This is a genomic window from Streptosporangium sp. H16 (assembly GCF_051918855.1).
GTDB lineage: Bacteria > Actinomycetota > Actinomycetes > Streptosporangiales > Streptosporangiaceae > Streptosporangium.
The window spans coordinates 296,891-313,390 of the sequence record NZ_JBPXMD010000004.1 but is presented as its reverse complement, the minus strand read 5'-3'; the positions used below and the strand labels follow the sequence as shown (position 1 = coordinate 313,390).

The following is a 16,500-nucleotide window of genomic DNA, read 5'->3' as shown; positions in this document are numbered from 1 at the left end:
GAACGGCCGTCAGCCTCGACCGCCGTATCGCCGTGGTTCCCCCCACAGGAACGGAGTACAGCAACGTGCAGCCGTACGGCACCACCCCCCAGGCCCCCGCGCCCAGGCGTTCCCGCCGGGCGACGACGGTCGCCACGCTGACCCTCGCACTCGCTCTGCTCGGCACCGGCGGGACCCTCGCGCCCGCCGCGCAGGCCGTCGCGGCCCCCGCCGCGCAGGCCGCCTCCGCCGGTCCCTACGACCGCGGCCCCGACCCGACCAACTCCAGCATCGAGGCGGTCAGAGGACCGTTCTCGATCTCGGAGACCACCGTCTCCTCGCTGCGGGTGAGCGGCTTCGGCGGAGGCACGATCTACTACCCGACGTCCACCGCCGAGGGGACGTTCGGCGGGATCGCCATCGCCCCCGGATACACCGCGAGCAGGTCCACCATGGCCTGGCTCGCTTCGCGGCTGGCCTCCCACGGCTTCGTCGTCTTCAACATCGACACCATCACCCGCTCCGACCAGCCCGCCAGCCGAGGACGGCAGCTGCTGGCCGCGCTCGACTACCTCACGCGGGAGAGCTCGGTCGCGAACCGGGTCGACGCGAGCAGGCTCGGCGTCGCCGGGCACTCGATGGGCGGCGGCGGCACGCTGGCGGCCGCCGACAGCCGGCCGCAGCTGCAGGCGGCCATCCCGCTGACCCCGTGGCACACGACCAAGAGCTGGTCGGACGTGCGCGTCCCGACAATGATCATCGGCGCGGAGAACGACTCGATCGCCTCGGTGACCCTGCACTCCAAGCCGTTCTACAACAGCATCCCCGCCTCCTCGGAGAAGGCGTACCTGGAGCTCAACGGCGCCAGCCACTTCGCGCCCAACTCCTCCAACACGACGATCGCCAAGTACAGCGTCTCGTGGATGAAGCGCTTCATCGACGACGACACCCGCTACGAGCAGTTCCTGTGCCCGGCGCCCCAGGTCAGCCTGAGCATCTCCGAGTACCGGGACACCTGCCCGCACTCGTAATACCGCGGGACCGCAGGACCGCCACCGGGCCACGACACCGGCCGCGGCCCCCGCCGCCGGCCGGTGGTTCCCTGCGACAGCCGGTGACGCTCGACGACATAGGTCAGCAAACCATCCGTTAAGCTAACAAAAGGCTTTTTAAGCCCACAAAACTCCTGATCCGACGGCGGCCGCAGCATGCGGCCGCCGTCGGCGTACCCCCCGAAGTTCCCCGGCACCGCCGTCATATGACGGATTTTCTCCTGGTTTGATCAGTTACCGCCGAGGGGCAATAAGGTTTACGGTCTATGCCCAGGAACGCAATGAGACGTGACCCTAAGACCGTTCTGTGGCTTCTCGCGCTGAGCATCGTGGTCACCTTCACAGCCGGTGGGGCCACGGTGCTGAGCGGTCACCTCGAACCCGTTCCCGACAGGCCCGTGCCTCCTGACGCCGCCCCGCCCGGGATACCGGCGGTGCCCGCGACGCCGACCCCGCCGCCGCAACCCCAGGACCTTCGAGACACGGCCGCGCCCGCGAACTCCGCCGGTCCCACGCCCCCGTCACCGGCCAAGGAGCCGCTGCTGCTCGCCAACGGCCGGCAGCAGCCGCTGAAGGTGAGGGTTCCCCGGTCGGCCAAGGGCCGCTACACCGTCGCCCCCGGCGAGGCCCGGCCTCCCAGGGGGAAGGGCAAGGTGATCCGGTACGTGGTGGAGGTCGAGCGGGGCCTGCCGTTCGAGGTGGAGGAGTTCGCCGCCGAGGTGCACCGGATCCTCAACGACCCGCGCGGCTGGGGGTACCGGTTCAAGCGGGTGGCCCACGGCCCGGTGAGGATCAGGGTCTCGCTGAACAGCCCCGAGACGACCGACAGGCGGTGCCTGCCGATGCGCACCAACGGCATCCTCTCCTGCTGGAACGGCGGGCGCGCGGTCATCAACGCGGTCCGCTGGAACAGCGGGGCGACCGGCTACGGCCGCGACGTGGCCTCCTACCGCGAGTACGTCATCAGCCACGAGGTCGGCCACGGCCTCGGCCACGGCCACGTCTCCTGCCCGGGGCGCGGCCGGCGGGCGCCGGTGATGCTCCAGCAGACCAAGTCCCTGTACGGCTGCCGCCCCAACCCCTGGCCGTCCCCCCGGCGCTGACCCGCCGCCGTCTCGCCGCCGTCTCCCCGCCGCCCCTCGCGGGCGGCTCCGGGAACCCTGGGCGCGACGGTCCGGGGCCGGCCCGGACGGCGGGCGACGGACCCGGCCCCGCGTCCGGCCCGGCCGGTGGACGACGCCCCCGAACGGCCGGACGCGGCGATCGCGTGTCGCCGGATCGTCTCCTCGTACGGCAAAGCAGTCGTGAGGATGGATTCACCGGGCCCTCCCGGGGCACCCGGTAGGCATGCGAGTAGTAGTCGTCGGCGCGACAGGAAACGTGGGCACGAGCGTGGTGTCCGCCCTCGCGGCCGATCAGGACGTCACATCCGTCGTGGGCCTGGCCCGCAGGCAGCCGGACTGGAATCCGCCCAAGACCACCTGGCGGACCGTCGACGTCGCCGGCGGCGACCTGGCGCCACACCTGGAGGGAGCCGACGCGGTCGTCCACCTGGCGTGGCTGTTCCAGCCCACCCGTGCCCCGGTGACGACCTGGCGGAACAACGTCCTGGGCAGCATCAGGGTCTTCGAGGCCGCCGCGCGGGCGGGTGTCTCCACGCTCGTGCACGCCTCCTCGGTGGGCGCCTACTCCTCCGCTCCCAAGGACCGGGCAGTCACCGAGGACTGGCCGACCCATGGCTGGCCAGGTGTCGCCTACGGCCGGGAGAAGGCCTACGTGGAGCGGGTGCTCGACCTGTTCGAGCGTGACCACCCCGGCATCAGGGTCGTGCGGTTGCGGCCGGGGTTCATCTTCAAGCGGGAGGCGGCGGTCGGGCAGCGGCGCCTGTTCGGCGGGCCGTTCGTGCCTCAGCGGCTGGTGCGGCCGAGCCTGATCCCGTTCGTGCCCGACACTCCCGGGCTCCGCTTCCAGACGGTCCACACCGACGACGTCGGCGAGGCCTACCGGCTGGCGGTCACCCGGCCGGTGTCGGGCGCCTTCAACATCGCCGCCGACCCGGTGATCGAGCCCTCGGTGCTGGCCGAACTGCTCGGTGCCCGGCTGGTTCCCGTCTCGGGCTGGGCGCTCAGGAGCACCGTCGCCGCGGCCTGGCACATGAGACTGATCCCCGCCTCGCCGGGCCTGGTCGACCTGGTGCTCAGAATGCCGATCATGGACATCGGCCGCGCCCGCGCCGAGCTGGGCTGGCAGCCGCGCCACACGGCGGTGGAGGCGATGAAAGCGCTGTTCGAGGGACTGCGGGGCGCCGAGGGCGCCGAGGGTATGGACACCCCGCCGCTGTCGCCGAGCACCGGAGGGCCCGCGCGCCTGGGTGAGCTGGCCGGCGGCGTCGGTGGAAGGCCCTAGCGGCCCGGCGGCGTGAGGGAGGACGCGGGTATGGGCAGGATCCTCGTGGGCACGGCCTCGTGGACGCACCGGTCGCTGCTGGAGTCGGGCTGGTATCCCCCCGACGCCTCCACCCCGGCGAAACGCCTGGCCTACTACGCGACGAGGTTCCCGATCGCCGAGGTGGACGCCACCTACTACCACCCGCCGTCACAGAGCACCGTGGAGGCGTGGCGCGACCGTACGCCCGCGGACTTCACCTTCGACGTCAAGGCGTTCTCCCTGCTGACCGGGCATCCCACCCGGCCCGCCTCCCTCTACAAGGACCTGCGGGAGAACCTCGGCGCGCCCCCGCAGCGCAACCTCTACCCGAAGGACGTGCCGCGGGAGATCACCGACGAGGTCTGGCGGCGGTTCCTCGGCGCGCTGGAACCGCTGCACGAGGCGGGCAAGCTGGGGGCGGTGCTCTTCCAGTTCCCGCCGTGGTTCCCGATCGGGGAGGGCAACAGGCGCTACATCCTGGAGTGCGCCCGGCGCTGCGCGCCGATGCGCGTCAGCGTCGAGTTCCGCAACCGCACCTGGATGGACGAGGAGAACCGCGAGGACACCCTGGCCTTCCTCGCCGGGCACGATCTCGCGTACGTGGGGGTCGACATGCCCCAGGGGCACACCTCGTCGATCCCGCCGGTCCTGGCCGCGACCTCCGGCCTCGCCGTGCTGCGGCTGCACGGGCACTCCGACAAGTGGACCAGCAAGAACGTCGACGAGCGCTTCGCGTACATGTACTCGGAGGCGGAGCTCGCGCGGTGGGCGGCCAGGGTCCTGGAACTCGCGGAGGGGGCCGAGGAGACCCACGTGCTCTTCAACAACTGCTGCGCGGACAACTCCCAGCGCAACGCCGGCCGGCTCCGCGCCCTCGTCGGGGAGACCGGGGAGCGCGAGGAGACCGGGGAGCGGGGTGAAACCGGCGAGCCTGGCGGGCAGATCGCCCTGGACTACGCGCCGGGCGGGCAGGGCGGAGCGGGCAGGCCCGTGAAGGGCCGGATGGCCGGCTGACGGCCGACGCGGAAAAGGACCGGGAGACGCGGGGACCCTGAACCTGGAAAATACGGAGGAGGCCGGGACGGCCCGTCGCCGCGGAAGGCGTTATCTGACCCTGCGCCTCTCCCCGGTCATGGCGGCCCTGCGCTCCTCCGGGGTGGTTCCTCCCCAGACGCCGTACATCTGCTGGGTGTTCAACGCGTACTCCAGGCAGCGCCCGCGCACCGGGCACCGGCGGCACACCGCCCTGGCGCGCTCGTACTGCTCACGGCCCGGCCCCTCGTAGGACACGGGGAAGAAAAGCTCGGGGTCCTCGCTGAGGCAGGACGAGCGGCGGGACCAGTGGATGATCGGAATGACGTTGCTCTTAACAGGCATGGCGATCCAATTGGGAGTAGGAAAGGCTCAGGTGTCGGCGGCTCAGGTTGAGGATCGCGTGCCCGCTGTAATGGCATTCATACCTTTTAAGCGGAAAAATCGGGCGACCTTGACCGAGGATTTCGTGCTGTCCCGACGCCGTCACCTCCGTTCACGACTCCCCTCCGCGCCGGGCCGGAGCGCGGCCCGCTCCGACCCGGCGACGGGTCCTACAACTGCGCCCGCGTCCTCTCGTCGGGCACGCAGTGGGTCATCTTCAGGCCGGTCACGTCGCGCGGCCCGTTCTTGCCGAGTCCGGACATCCGCTCGCGGTCCTCGTCGCCCAGGTCCTGGCCGGCCAGGGGCTCCAGGTGGGAGACGTCGTCGGGGCCGATCCCGAGTCCCTCCCCGACCCTGAGCCCGAGGTCGTCCTCGACCATCAGGAAGTGCCAGACCATGCGCTCCTGGACGGCCCGGTCGGCCTGTCTCAGCATGCCGACGAAGTTGAGCACGAGGTCGTCGCGCTCCCATTCCTCCATCAGCAGGTAGCGCTGGCCCGCCTGGGTGTAGTCGTTGGTCCGAGGGATGCGCTTGCGGGTCAGCCGCCCCGAGACGACCGGCCCCTGCTCGTCGTGGGTGGGGTACCGTCCCTCCCTGAGCCCCCCGGTGATGGACGGCTCGTAGTTGACGTGCGGGTTCTCGCCCTGCCCGTCGACGTGGTAGGTCATCTGGCCGTCGCGCTGGTTGGTGCGCACCTCGGCGTTCTTGGCCTGGTTGACCGGCAGCTGCAGGTAGTTCGGGCCCACCCGGTGGCGCTGGGTGTCGCTGTAGGAGAACGTGCGGCCCACCAGCATCTTGTCGTCGGAGAAGTCGAGACCGTCGACCAGGACGCCGGTGCCGAAGGAGATCTGCTCGTTCTCGGCGAAGTTGTTGGCCACGTTGCGGTCCAGGACCATCCTGCCGACCGGCATGGGCGGGAACTCGTTCTCCGGCCACACCTTGGTGTCGTCCAGCGGGTCGAAGTCCAGCTCGGGGTGCTCGTCGTCGCTCATGATCTGCACGAGCAGCTCCCACTCGGGGTGGTCGCCCCGGTCGATCGCCTCGCGCAGGTCCTTGGTGGCGTGCCCGAGCTCCTGCCCCTGTACGGCGGCGGCGTCCTCGGCGGTCATGCTGCGCACGCCCTGCTTGGGCATCCAGTGGTACTTGACCAGGTGGGTCTCGCCCCGGTCGTTCACCCACTTGTAGGTGTTGACGCCGAAGCCCTGCATGTGCCGGTAGTCGGTGGGGATGCCGCGCGGGCTGAACAGGTTGACGATCATGTGCATGCTCTCCGGCGTCTGCGACATGAAGTCGAAGATCCGGCCGGGCTCCTGCCTGAACGTCACCGGGTCCGGCTTGAGCGCGTGGATCACGTCGGGGAACTTGATGGCGTCCCTGATGAAGAAGACGCCGAGGTTGTTGCCGACGAGGTCCCAGTTGCCGTCCTCGGTGTAGAACTTCACCGCGAACCCGCGCGGGTCGCGGGCGGCCTCCGAGGAGTCCCTGCCGCCGATCACCGTGGAGAACCGCACGGCCACGTCGGTCCGCTTGCCGGCCTCCTGGAAGAGCTTCGCCCGCGTGTAGCGGCCGATCGGCTCGTCGCCGAGCTTGCCGTAGGCCTCGAAGTGGCCGTAGGCGGTCGTCCCCCGGGCGTGGACCACCCGCTCGGGGATGCGCTCGCGGTCGAAGTGGCTGATCTTCTCCAGGAACTGGTAGTTCTCCAGCGTGGCCGGTCCCCTCGCGCCGACCGTGCGCTGGTTCTGGTTGTCGTAGACCTGGTGCCCCTGACGATTCGTCAGGACCGGACGGTCATCGCCCGGCTGGGGTCCCGTGCTCGACACATCCGTCATGACGACGCTTCCTTCCCTGCCGCGGTCGCTTCGGCGTGCGATATACACATCGATACACGGCACGCTTATCCGACATAAGGCGCTTTATGGCGATAAGGAAGAAAATCTTCGTAAAAAGGGGCAGTGATTTACGCAGGACGATGCCCACCCGGGAACACGGCCCCCGGGTGGGTATCCGGCGCTCAGGAGCTCAGCGGGCCTTCGCCGTGGCCCGCCGGTTCGCCTTCATGATGGCCGAGACCAGCTCCTCCTTCGACATCGTGGACCGCCCCCTGACGTCCAGGCGCCTGGCCACGTCGTACAGGTGCTGCTTGGAGGCGTTGGCGTCCACCCCCTCGGCGGTCTTGCCCGCCTTGGGCCTGCTCCGGGCGGCCTGGGCGTCGGACGGGCCCTTGCGGCCCTTCGGCTCCCAGCGGTCGCCGACCTTCTCGAAGGAGTGCTTCAGCGCGGCGAACGCCGTGCGGTGCGCCCGCTCCCCCTCCCCGTAGGTCTCCACCGCGGAGTCATGTGCCTTGATCCACGTCTCCTGCGCCTTCTTCGGCGAACGCCGCAGGGTGGTCGGGATCTCCTCGCGTGCCGGCATCGCGTGGTCACCTCTCCTCTTCCTCGCAGGTCAAAACCTCAACGGCGACATGCCCGCCCGATCGTCGATCATGCCGTCACCTCCCGCCCGGCAGGGATTCGTCGCCCCCCGCCGAGACCCCGGAGACCACCTGGGACTTCTGGGACGGCGGGGGCGGCTGGACGGTCACCCCGGCGTTGCGCAGGATCTCCTCCCCGGGCAGCACCGTGCTCTGCGCGACCGTCAGGCCGGACGCGGCCAGGTGGGCGTCCACGATGCGCAGTCCCACCCCGTAACCGGCCATGTCGGGAACACCGGCCGGTTCCTGGCCGAACCTGCGCATGGCCGCGTCGCCCAGCACGTAGGCCGGGGTGTTCCACATGCCCCGCAGACCGGCGGCCGCGATGATCGTCTCGTACGCGCGGTCGAGCTCCGCGCCGGTCACCATCCCCGACCACGGGCCCATGGCCTCGGGGCCGGACAACTCCCTGACGAACGCCTCCGCCAGCCCCTCGGACACGACGTGCTCGCCGACCGTGACCGTCGCGGGGTTCCACTCCACGTTGTGGTAGCGCACCTGGTGGTGGAACTCGTGCACCGCGCAGTGGGCGATCCTGCCGATGACGTCGTCCGAGGGCCAGGCCAGCAGGTAGAGCCAGCCCGGCGAGCCGCCCATGCCGTAGTAGCCGCCGGCGACGTCCATGAGGTACGCGTCGCCGGGGTCGCCGAGCACGAGCATGACCCGCAGGCTCTCCGGCCCCTTGAGGTCCGGCACCGCGTCGCCGAGATGCCTCCAGGCGGACCGCAGGGCGTCCTCGATCCGGCCGCGCACGTCCTGCTCGACCAGCCGCCGCAGCGCGGGGAGGTGGCGGTCGTCGTCACGGTCCACGCGGAAGCCGCCGCCCATGTGGTGGATGTCGACGAGGTCGCCGGGCATGGGAATGGCCTCGCGCATGGGCGCCAGCATCGCGCGCAGCGCCTCCGGGCGCCGCTCCAGCGGGAGATTCGCCAGGTCCAGCATGGCCCGCGGGGTGTCGTGAACGGTGATTTCCATGGCCGCGATGGTAAAGTCTCCCGTTACGGGAGATTCAAGCGAATTACCGGCGAGGACCCGGGGGAACGCGGCGCCGGTTACGGATCGCCCGCCCTCAGGGGCGCGCCACCGCCTCCCTGGCCGGTCCCGCCTCCCCTTCCCCTGCCGCGCCGTCGGTCCACAGGCGGCCGAAGCTCATCCGCTTGACCGGCGGCAGGGTGTCGCACAGGCGGAACCAGGCCTTCGCACCGCGCCGGACGAGAGGGCTGCCGGAGATCATGAATTCCGCGAACCTCGCGGAGGTGCGGACGGCACCGAAGCCGTACTCGCGCATCCGGGTCTCGTAGCCGCCTATGGCCTCCGTCAGGCTGCCCCGGCCCCGCTGGAACGCCACCAGCCTGCTCGCCAGCAGGGCGGCGTCGCGCAGCGCCGTGTTGGCGCCGAAGCCCATCGCGGGCGTCATGTTGTGGATGGCGTCCCCGAGCAGCGTCACCGGCGTCGCGGGCCACGGGCCGACGGGGACGGAGGTCTTGAACGGCATCAACTGGACACTGGCCGGGTCGGCCTCGGCGACCAGGCGGCGCAGGTCGGGGTGCCAGCCGGAGGTCATCGTCCCGGCCAGAGCCTTGAGCCCGTCGCCGTCGAGGTCCGCGGCCCCGGCCGGATAGGCCCCGTGAGGGGCGACGAAGGCCCACAGCACGTAGTCCTGGAGATCGTCGGCCAGGGACCTCAGGTCGAGCCCGAACCCGGCGAGGCCGGTCTCCAGCTCGGCGAGGCCCCCTTCCCGCGCGGTTCCTCCGGCGGCCCCGGGCTCGCGGGCGGAACCGGGACCCGCCCCCCGCGCGAGGAGGCGATCCGCCCTGCGCCTGCCGTTGAAGGCCGCGGTGAACATGGCGCTCCCGCTCGGCGGCAGGATGAGGTTGAGCCCGTCGGCGAGGTTTCCGGGCAGCCACCCGCGGACCCGGTCGTCCAGCGGCAGCCGGGCGCCGATCGCGAGCGCGCCGGTGTCGACGCGGCGGGCCCGCGGCAGATACTGGCCGCGTACGCGCGAGCCGGCACCGTCCGCGCCGACCAGCACGTCCCCGGTGGCCGAGGTGCCGTCGGCGAAGAAGGCGACGATCCTGCCGTCCGGCCTCACCTCGTAGCGCTGGAAGGTCCTGCCGTGGTGGACGACGCCCTCCAGCCCGGCCAGCAGGAGCCTGCGCAGGGTGGTGCGGCTGACCGCGTACTGGCCTCCCGAGGGGTCGGCGGCCCCGCCGGTCATCACGCTCTCCTCCACGAACACGAGTTCTCGCAGCCGGTGGGTGTGGAAGCCGAAGCCGGGGCCGGGGTGGCCGGAGGTGGCGAGGAACGCCTCCCACAGCGGGCCCGGCAGGCACCGGTGCAACGCCCGGCTGCCGATCTGGTTCAGGTGGATGCGGTAGCCCCGCACCCAGCCGGCGGCTTCGCGCTCGCGCTCGTAGACCTGGACGTTCACCCCGGAGGGTGACAGCGCCTGGGCCAGCGCCAGGCCTCCTATGCCGCCTCCGACGACGAGGACGTCGAGTGGTTTCGCGGGCATGTCAGGCTCCTTCGCCGTCGTTGTCGCCGCCGTCGTTGTCGCCGGGGGGCGTCCCGGGGGATCCCCCGGCGGCGCCGAGGAGCCGGGGCAGTTCGTCGAGCAGCGTCTCGTGCCAGGCGATCTCCGCCCGCAGGCGGACGAGGGTGTGGTCGAAGCCGAGTGGTTCGAGGCCGCGGAGGTGGGGGGTGGCCGCCTCCCTCAGCCGCTGCCAGGTCTGGAGCTCGGCGGTGAGCTTGCGGTGCCGGTCCTCGATGACGGCCCGCAGCTCCCCCTCGCCCATGTCGGAGCTGAGCTGGAGAGCGAGGTCCACGGGATCGGGCCGCAGGCGGGTGTCGCGCAGGGCCGCCTCGCGCAGCGACTCCAGCTCCAGCCCGCCGTCCTCGGTGATCGCGTAGACGGTCCGTGCCGGGAGGTTGCCCTGCTGCTCGGTGCGCACCGTCTCGATCACCCCTTCGGCCTCCATCCGGTGCAGCGCCCCGTACAGGGACCCGACCTTGATGTCGGTCCACAGCTCGGTCCTGTCCGTCTGCGCGCTCTGCCGGATCTGGTGGCCGTGCATCGGCCCCCTGCGGGCCAGCGCCCCCAGGATGAACAATCGCGTACTACTCATGCGACTACTCAAACACGAGTAGGTAAGGATAGTCAAACATGAGTACTCGCAAACGAGTAGTGAAGCGGAGAAGACCCACGGGACCTCTCCCTGGACACACACCCGGCTCACTTCAGGCGCGACGGGCGTACCTCGCCCGGACAGGCCAGTTCGACAGGGGAGTGCGATCTCCCCACCTGGGCATCCGCCCGGCTCGCTTCGGGCCCCGGGCGTATCCGGCCCCGGTGCGTCCGGACGCCCCGGGCGGGCATCCCTAGATGGGCTCGCCCTCGTTCTCGTCGCCCTCCTGCGGGCCGGGCGTGCCGGTCCCGCTCTGGCTCGGCGACGGCGACGGGGTGGGCCGGCCCGGCTCGGGCGTCGCCGGGACCGGCGGCGGGGTCGGGACGAACACCGTGGGCGGCAGCGGCCTCGGCAACGGCTCGAAATCGTCTTCCCTGCGCAGCAGGAACCAGACCATCACCGCCAGCAGCACGAGCAGCGCGGCCAGCACGACCCCGGCGATGATCACGGACCTGCGGGTCTCGGTCGGCGGCGGAGCGCCCTTGGGCGGCGCGGGCAGCGCGGGCGAGCGGTCGCCCACCCAGTGCGGCGCGAAGTCGGGGCCGTGCTGCTCGCCGATCAGCGTGCCGCTGACCAGCACCGGTTCGAGGAACCGCTCCGCCCCGGCCCTGTCGGGCTCGTACGGCGTGGCCACCCACGGGGCGCTCCCGCCGTCCATCGCCAGCACCTGCGGGACCGTGTCGGCCACCGCGGTGCGCGCACGTGTCGCCCTGGCCACCCAGCCCCGCACGCCGGAACGGCTCGCCGTCGCGTCGCGGACCCCGGTGACGAAGCGGTCGCGGGCCGCCGGGTCGAGCGCCGCCCCCTTGGTCAGCACCGCGACCGAGACGGCCCGGCCGTCGGGCGCCAGCCCGAGGTAGACCAGCCCGGCGGGTCCCACGCGCAGGCGGGCCTGCACGAGGAAGGGCCCCAGCTGGGGCGGGTCACCGTACTGGAGTGGAGTGGCCACGTCTGACATGAAAGCACACCCGGCCGATCACACCACGCCCCGCGGGCCGCCGGGATCGGGCCGCCCCGCGGGCACGCGGGGCACGCCGGGGGCGTATTGCGGGCACGCGGCGGGCACGCGGCGGGCACGCGGCGGGCACTGTCAGGAAATACGGAGCGGGCCCGTCGTGCGAGCCGCCATTTCATTTGATGGAATACCGACATGACCGTCGCCGAAGAACTGCCGAGCGAGACCGACACCGGACTGCTGCGCGACGCCCTGACCGAGGTCCGGCGGGTCATCGTCGGGCAGGAGCACATGGTGGAGCGGCTGCTCGTGGCGCTCCTGGCCAGGGGCCACTGCCTGCTGGAGGGGGTGCCGGGGGTGGCCAAGACCCTGGCGGCCTCGACCCTGGCCACGGTGGTCGGCGGGGAGTTCGCCCGCATCCAGTTCACCCCGGACCTGGTCCCGAGCGACATCGTGGGAACCCGGGTGTACCACCCCTCCCGCGAGGCCTTCGACGTCGAGCTCGGCCCGGTGTTCGTCAACTTCCTGCTCGCCGATGAGATCAACAGGGCCCCGGCCAAGGTCCAGTCGGCGCTGCTGGAGGTCATGGCCGAGCGGCAGGTGACCCTCGCCGGGGAGACCCATCCGCTGCCGAGGCCGTTCATCGTGCTGGCCACCCAGAACCCGATCGAGTCGGAGGGCGTCTACCCCCTCCCCGAGGTCCAGCGCGACCGGTTCCTGTTCAAGGTCCGCGTCACCCATCCCAGCGCCCACGAGGAGCTGGAGATCCTGCACCGGATGAGCGTGACCCCGCCGACCCCCAGGCCGGTGCTCGACCCCGCGCGGCTGGCCACGCTGCAGGCCATGGCCGACCAGGTCTCGGTCCACCAGCTCGTCGCCGACTACGTGGTCAGGCTCGTGATGGCCACCCGCTCCCCCGCCGAGTACGGCCTGGCCGAGCTGCAGGAGAACATCGAGATCGGCGTGAGCCCCCGGGCCACCCTCGGCCTGGTCGCCGCGGGACGCGGCCTGGCGCTGCTGCGCGGCCGCGACTACCTGCTCCCCGACGACGTGCGCGACGTGGCGGTGGACGTGATGTCCCACCGGCTGATGCTCACCTTCGACGCCATCGCCGACGGGATCGACCCCGAGGACGTGGTCCGCCAGGTCCTCGCCGCCGTGCCGCCGCCGCTGGTCGTCTGGAACCAGGGCCCCCGGTGACCGGCCTCGAAGGCGCCGGCGATCCTGACCTGAGTACGGCCGAGCAGGCGTTGCGGCGGCTGGAGCTCACCATCGTCCGGCGCCTGGACGGGCTGCTGCAGGGCGCCCACCAGGGACTCCTCCCCGGTCCGGGGAGCGAGTTCGGCGACAGCCGGGTCTACGTGCCCGGCGAGGACGACATCCGGCGGATGGACTGGGCGGTGACCGCCCGCACGACCGTCCCGCACGTGCGCGACCTGATCGCCGACCGGGAACTGGAGACCTGGGCCCTGGCGGACCTGTCGCCCAGCATGGACTTCGGCACCGCCGGCATGGAGAAGCGGGACCTGGTCGTGGCCGCCGTCGGGGCGATCGGCTTCCTGTCGGGCCGGATCGGCAACCGCTTCGGCACGTACGTCCTGCACGACGAGTACGTCCACCGGATGCCCGCCAGGAGCGGCCGTCCGGCGCTGTACGGCCTGCTGCACTCGCTGATGGACGCCCCCAGGGGCCGCGCCGTCGCCGGTGCCCCCGACCTGGCCGAGGCGATCGAGATCCTCGCCTCGGCGCGGCGGCGGCGCGGCCTGCGGGTGATCGTCTCCGACTTCCTCGACCCCGAGCCCACCCTCGATCCCGGCCTGGAGCTGCCCTGGGAGCGGCCGATCCGCCGGCTGGCCGCCCACCACCAGGTGCTGGCCGTCGAGGTGATCGACCCTCGCGAGCTGGAGCTGCCGCCGGTCGGGCTGGTCAGCATGACCGACCCGGAGACGGGGCGGAGCCGCGAGATCCAGCTCACGCCCAGGGTCCGCCGGGCGTACGCGGAGGCCGCCGCCGCTCAGCGGATGACCAACCAGGTGGCGTTGCGCCGCTGCGGGGTGGCCCACCTGGTGTTGCGCACCGACCGCGACTGGGTGTTCGACATCGCGCAGTTCGTGCTGCGGCAGCGTCGCATGGCGCACCTGACCCATCGGCCCCCGAGGTCGGGAGCGACACGGTGACCTTCCTCTCTCCGGTCTGGCTGTGGCTGTTCGCCGCGCTGGCGCTGCTGGTGGCGGGCTACGTGGCCGCCCAGTTCGCCCGGCGCCGCTACGCGCTGCGCTTCACCAACCTGCCCCTGCTGACGCTGGTGTCCCCCGCCGGGCCCGGCTGGCGGCGGCACGTGGCCCCGGCGCTGTTCCTCGTCATGATGAGCCTGCTGATCGTGGGCGCGGCCCGTCCCGCCGACTCGGTGCGCGTTCCCCGCGACCGGGCGACGATCATCATCGCGCTGGACGTCTCGCTGTCGATGGAGGCCGACGACGTCCAGCCGAACCGGATCACCGCGGCCAAGGAGGCCGCCCAGAAGTTCGTCGCGGACCTGCCGGAACGGTTCAACGTCGGACTGGTCGCCTTCGCCCGTTCCGCGTCGGTCGTGGTCTCGCCCACCACCGACCACCAGGCGGTCGGCACCTCCCTCGGCACCCTGACCACCCGGGCGGGCACCGCGATCGGCGAGGCGGTGTTCAGCTCCCTGGAGTCGCTGCGCTCCTTCGACCAGCAGGCGGTGACCGACCCGCCCCCGGCCGCGATCGTGCTGCTGTCCGACGGCGACAACACCTCGGGACGTTCGGTGGCCGAGGCGATCGACTCGGCCAAGAGCGTACGGGTCCCGGTCTCCACGATCGCCTACGGCACCCAGGAGGGGACGGTCTCGATCGACGGCCGCGACGTGAACGTACCGGTGAACAAGGCCACCCTGCAGACCCTGTCGGAGGGCACGGGCGGCCGGGCCTACGAGGCGGAGTCGGGCAGCGAGCTGAAGCAGGTGTACGAGCAGATCGGCACCTCGCTGGGCTACCGGACGGTCAACCAGGAGATCACCCAGTGGTTCGTGGTGGCGGCGATCCTGGCCGGGCTGCTGACCGCCGGGGTGGCCCTGCTGCTGGGGTCGCGGATCCCCTGACCTCGTGCCCCTCACCCGGTGAGGGCGGGCGTACGGGTGGGGGCGCCGCCGGGGGCGCCGCCGAGGCTTTCCGGCAGGTCGAGACCGGCACCGGGTGGGACCCGCACGAGTCGCGGCACTCCCCGGGCGTCCGCGGCCGCGTCGAGCACGCCAGGGCTTACGGCATGATCGCGACAGGTTCGGGATCACCAGGGGATGACGCCGTCGTCCTCGAAGAACGAACCGCTCGGGCCGCCTTCGGGCAGCGTGGCGAGCCGGATCGCCGTGGCCGCGCCCTGCTCGGGAGTGCGGGGCCCCTGGAAGCCGGTGAAGTCGGTCGCGACCAGGCCTGGGCAGGCGGCGTTGATCAGGATGTTCGTACCGGCCAGCTGCCGGGCGTACTGCACGGTGACGGCGTTGAGAAACGACTTCGACGGCGAGTAGGCCGCCATGACGGGGCCGATCTCGATGTCCGGGTCCGCCTGCCGGGTCAGGGAGGCGACGGCGCTGGAGACGTTGACGATGCGTGGCGACGCCGAGCGCCGCAGCATCGGCAGCATCGCGTTGGTCACCCGGATGACACCGATGACGTTGGTCTCCACGACCGCGCGGACCACGTCGAGGTCGAGCGTGGTCGGATCCTGCACCCACCCGGGACCCACCTCCCCCGAGACGCCGGCGTTGTTGACCAGGACGTCCAGGCCCCCGGCCCGCCGTTCGACCAGTTCAGCGGCGTCGGTGACGCTCTGGTCGCCGGTCACGTCCAGCGGCACCCCGAACGCGTCCACCCCGGAGGCGCGCAGCTTCCCGACGGCGGTCTCGCGCCGGGCCTCGTCGCGGGCTCCCACGCCCACGCGGTACCCGAGGGCACCCAGCCCGGCCGCGATCTCGTACCCGATTCCCTTGTTCGCGCCGGTCACCAACGCGATTCTCGTGTCGCTCATGCCGTCGATGTTCGCTCGCGGACGAGCGGTGCATCCAACACCGCTACGGTGCCCTGTCATACCCGGTAGGTATCACCGGGGTACGCTGTGGCCGTGGACACCCTGGAAACCCGCGAGTTGAGATACTTCACGGCCGTCGCCGAGGAGCTGCACTTCGGCCGCGCCGCCGAGCGCCTCGGCATGGCCCAGCCACCGCTGTCCCGGGCGATCCAGCGGCTCGAGCGGCGCCTCGGCGTCTCCCTGCTGGAACGCAACCGCCGCGGCGTCTCCCTGACCGGCGCCGGAGAAGTACTGCTGCACGAGGGCCGCGCGGCCCTCGACGCGACCACCGCCGCCGCTCGCCGCACCCGTCGCGCCGGTGGCGCCGACGGTCCGGGCGGCCCCCGCGACCGCCTGGTGCTGGCGGTGAAGGCCGCCGCGTCTCACGAGCTGCTGCAGAAGCTCCTCGACGCCTACGCGGCCGAGCCCGGCGCCGCCGAGATCGAGGTGCTACCGAGCGGCACGTGCGAGCAGGGAGAGATGCTGCGCGATGGCCGCGCCGATGCGGCGCTCATGCACGCGCCGTTCAACTCCCTGGCCGGGTTCGACAGCGAGGAACTGATGACCGAAGGGCAGATCGCCATCCTGCCCGCCGAACACCCCCTCGCCGCGCGCACGACGTTGTCCCTGGCCGAGGTCGGCGACATCCCCGATCTTCCGCTCGCCCGCTGGTCCCGCCACGGCACCTACCCGCCCGGCCCGGGCCCCGAGATCCACGACCAGACGCAGCTGGCCCAGCTGATCGCCCTCGGACGCACCGTGGCCGTCTTCCCCGACTCCGCCCGCGCCTGGCTGTGGGCCGAGCACACCGCCGTCCCCCTGACCGACGCACCCCCTGTCGTCACCCACATCGCCTGGCCCGCGCACAGCCGCTCCCCCGCCCTCGCCAGGCTGATCCGCACGGCCACACGGCTGTGACCCTCTCCCGGTCGT

General features: G+C 71.8%; 16 protein-coding genes. 8 read left to right on the top strand and 8 right to left on the bottom strand.

The genetic code is table 11. From position 1 onward, the window contains the following. The first annotated feature begins 65 nt into the window (after positions 1–65). The 4 genes from bdeA to ACTOQ2_RS09475 all read left to right on the top strand — a co-directional run bounded on the left by bdeA (position 66) and on the right by ACTOQ2_RS09475 (position 4,472). On the top strand, positions 66–1,010 hold the full coding sequence (bdeA, locus tag ACTOQ2_RS09490; protein WP_440099376.1) for a bis(hydroxyethyl) terephthalate hydrolase: 945 nt from the start codon (positions 66–68) through the stop codon (positions 1,008–1,010). A gap of 302 nt (positions 1,011–1,312) precedes the next feature. After that, the gene (locus tag ACTOQ2_RS09485) at positions 1,313–2,134 is read left to right on the top strand and encodes a DUF3152 domain-containing protein (protein ID WP_440099282.1); all 822 of its coding nucleotides are present in this window, start codon (positions 1,313–1,315) and stop codon (positions 2,132–2,134) included. Positions 2,135–2,378: 244 nt separating this feature from the next. After that, positions 2,379–3,437: an NAD-dependent epimerase/dehydratase family protein gene (locus ACTOQ2_RS09480; protein ID WP_440099281.1), complete on the top strand. Its 1,059-nt coding sequence runs from the start codon at positions 2,379–2,381 to the stop codon at positions 3,435–3,437. A gap of 30 nt (positions 3,438–3,467) precedes the next feature. Next, complete coding sequence (locus ACTOQ2_RS09475; protein ID WP_440099280.1) at positions 3,468–4,472, top strand: DUF72 domain-containing protein; 1,005 nt, start codon at positions 3,468–3,470, stop codon at positions 4,470–4,472. Between the two features lie 90 nt (positions 4,473–4,562). On the opposite strand, the gene ACTOQ2_RS09470 is transcribed toward ACTOQ2_RS09475, so the two are convergent. From ACTOQ2_RS09470 to ACTOQ2_RS09440, 7 genes are all read right to left on the bottom strand, one after another. Next, the gene (locus ACTOQ2_RS09470; RefSeq protein ID WP_362686321.1) at positions 4,563–4,835 is read right to left on the bottom strand and encodes a WhiB family transcriptional regulator; all 273 of its coding nucleotides are present in this window, start codon (positions 4,833–4,835) and stop codon (positions 4,563–4,565) included. Positions 4,836–5,044: 209 nt separating this feature from the next. Next, positions 5,045–6,703, bottom strand: coding sequence for a catalase (locus tag ACTOQ2_RS09465; RefSeq protein WP_440099279.1), 1,659 nt, complete (start codon positions 6,701–6,703; stop codon positions 5,045–5,047). Between the two features lie 190 nt (positions 6,704–6,893). After that, positions 6,894–7,286: a ChaB family protein gene (locus tag ACTOQ2_RS09460; RefSeq protein WP_440099278.1), complete on the bottom strand. Its 393-nt coding sequence runs from the start codon at positions 7,284–7,286 to the stop codon at positions 6,894–6,896. Between the two features lie 76 nt (positions 7,287–7,362). Then, positions 7,363–8,319 carry a DUF2268 domain-containing protein gene (locus ACTOQ2_RS09455; RefSeq protein WP_440099277.1) on the bottom strand — a complete coding sequence of 319 codons (957 nt, stop codon included), beginning with the start codon at positions 8,317–8,319 and terminating at the stop codon, positions 7,363–7,365. 94 nt (positions 8,320–8,413) lie between these two features. Next, positions 8,414–9,859 carry an FAD-dependent oxidoreductase gene (locus tag ACTOQ2_RS09450; protein WP_440099276.1) on the bottom strand — a complete coding sequence of 482 codons (1,446 nt, stop codon included), beginning with the start codon at positions 9,857–9,859 and terminating at the stop codon, positions 8,414–8,416. A gap of 1 nt (position 9,860) precedes the next feature. Beyond that, entirely contained in the window at positions 9,861–10,469 is a 609-nt protein-coding gene (locus ACTOQ2_RS09445) for a PadR family transcriptional regulator (protein ID WP_440099275.1), read from the bottom strand. Between the two features lie 253 nt (positions 10,470–10,722). Continuing rightward, a complete protein-coding gene (locus ACTOQ2_RS09440; RefSeq protein ID WP_440099274.1) occupies positions 10,723–11,487 on the bottom strand; it encodes a hypothetical protein in 765 nt (254 codons plus the stop codon). A gap of 192 nt (positions 11,488–11,679) precedes the next feature. Between ACTOQ2_RS09440 and ACTOQ2_RS09435 the strand changes: the two genes are divergently transcribed. Genes ACTOQ2_RS09435 through ACTOQ2_RS09425 form a run of 3 tightly spaced genes read left to right on the top strand, consistent with a single transcriptional unit; the run spans position 11,680 to position 14,605 of the window. Next, the gene (locus ACTOQ2_RS09435; RefSeq protein ID WP_440099273.1) at positions 11,680–12,684 is read left to right on the top strand and encodes an AAA family ATPase; all 1,005 of its coding nucleotides are present in this window, start codon (positions 11,680–11,682) and stop codon (positions 12,682–12,684) included. Further along, on the top strand, positions 12,681–13,661 hold the full coding sequence (locus ACTOQ2_RS09430; protein WP_440099272.1) for a DUF58 domain-containing protein: 981 nt from the start codon (positions 12,681–12,683) through the stop codon (positions 13,659–13,661). The genes ACTOQ2_RS09435 and ACTOQ2_RS09430 overlap by 4 nt, the downstream gene beginning before the upstream one ends. Then, a complete protein-coding gene (locus tag ACTOQ2_RS09425) occupies positions 13,658–14,605 on the top strand; it encodes a VWA domain-containing protein (RefSeq protein ID WP_440099271.1) in 948 nt (315 codons plus the stop codon). Before ACTOQ2_RS09430 ends, ACTOQ2_RS09425 begins: the two co-directional genes overlap by 4 nt. Positions 14,606–14,790: 185 nt before the next feature. On the opposite strand, the gene ACTOQ2_RS09420 is transcribed toward ACTOQ2_RS09425, so the two are convergent. Beyond that, the gene (locus tag ACTOQ2_RS09420; RefSeq protein ID WP_440099270.1) at positions 14,791–15,528 is read right to left on the bottom strand and encodes an SDR family oxidoreductase; all 738 of its coding nucleotides are present in this window, start codon (positions 15,526–15,528) and stop codon (positions 14,791–14,793) included. Between the two features lie 93 nt (positions 15,529–15,621). On the opposite strand from ACTOQ2_RS09420, the gene ACTOQ2_RS09415 reads away from it, so the two are divergent. After that, positions 15,622–16,485 carry a LysR family transcriptional regulator gene (locus tag ACTOQ2_RS09415; protein WP_440099269.1) on the top strand — a complete coding sequence of 288 codons (864 nt, stop codon included), beginning with the start codon at positions 15,622–15,624 and terminating at the stop codon, positions 16,483–16,485. The last annotated feature ends 15 nt before the right edge of the window (positions 16,486–16,500 follow it).

What these genes read in the sequence shown, in the direction of transcription:
- ACTOQ2_RS09465 (WP_440099279.1), bottom strand. Translation starts at nt 6,703, where the DNA reads ATGACGGATGTGTCGAGCACGGGACCCCAGCCGGGCGATGACCGTCCG.
- ACTOQ2_RS09450 (WP_440099276.1), bottom strand. Translation starts at nt 9,859, where the DNA reads ATGCCCGCGAAACCACTCGACGTCCTCGTCGTCGGAGGCGGCATAGGA.
- ACTOQ2_RS09420 (WP_440099270.1), bottom strand. Translation starts at nt 15,528, where the DNA reads ATGAGCGACACGAGAATCGCGTTGGTGACCGGCGCGAACAAGGGAATC.
- ACTOQ2_RS09455 (WP_440099277.1), bottom strand. Translation starts at nt 8,319, where the DNA reads ATGGAAATCACCGTTCACGACACCCCGCGGGCCATGCTGGACCTGGCG.
- ACTOQ2_RS09475 (WP_440099280.1), top strand. Translation starts at nt 3,468, where the DNA reads ATGGGCAGGATCCTCGTGGGCACGGCCTCGTGGACGCACCGGTCGCTG.
- ACTOQ2_RS09440 (WP_440099274.1), bottom strand. Translation starts at nt 11,487, where the DNA reads ATGTCAGACGTGGCCACTCCACTCCAGTACGGTGACCCGCCCCAGCTG.
- ACTOQ2_RS09480 (WP_440099281.1), top strand. Translation starts at nt 2,379, where the DNA reads ATGCGAGTAGTAGTCGTCGGCGCGACAGGAAACGTGGGCACGAGCGTG.
- ACTOQ2_RS09460 (WP_440099278.1), bottom strand. Translation starts at nt 7,286, where the DNA reads ATGCCGGCACGCGAGGAGATCCCGACCACCCTGCGGCGTTCGCCGAAG.
- ACTOQ2_RS09445 (WP_440099275.1), bottom strand. Translation starts at nt 10,469, where the DNA reads ATGAGTAGTACGCGATTGTTCATCCTGGGGGCGCTGGCCCGCAGGGGG.
- ACTOQ2_RS09435 (WP_440099273.1), top strand. Translation starts at nt 11,680, where the DNA reads ATGACCGTCGCCGAAGAACTGCCGAGCGAGACCGACACCGGACTGCTG.
- ACTOQ2_RS09470 (WP_362686321.1), bottom strand. Translation starts at nt 4,835, where the DNA reads ATGCCTGTTAAGAGCAACGTCATTCCGATCATCCACTGGTCCCGCCGC.
- ACTOQ2_RS09485 (WP_440099282.1), top strand. Translation starts at nt 1,313, where the DNA reads ATGAGACGTGACCCTAAGACCGTTCTGTGGCTTCTCGCGCTGAGCATC.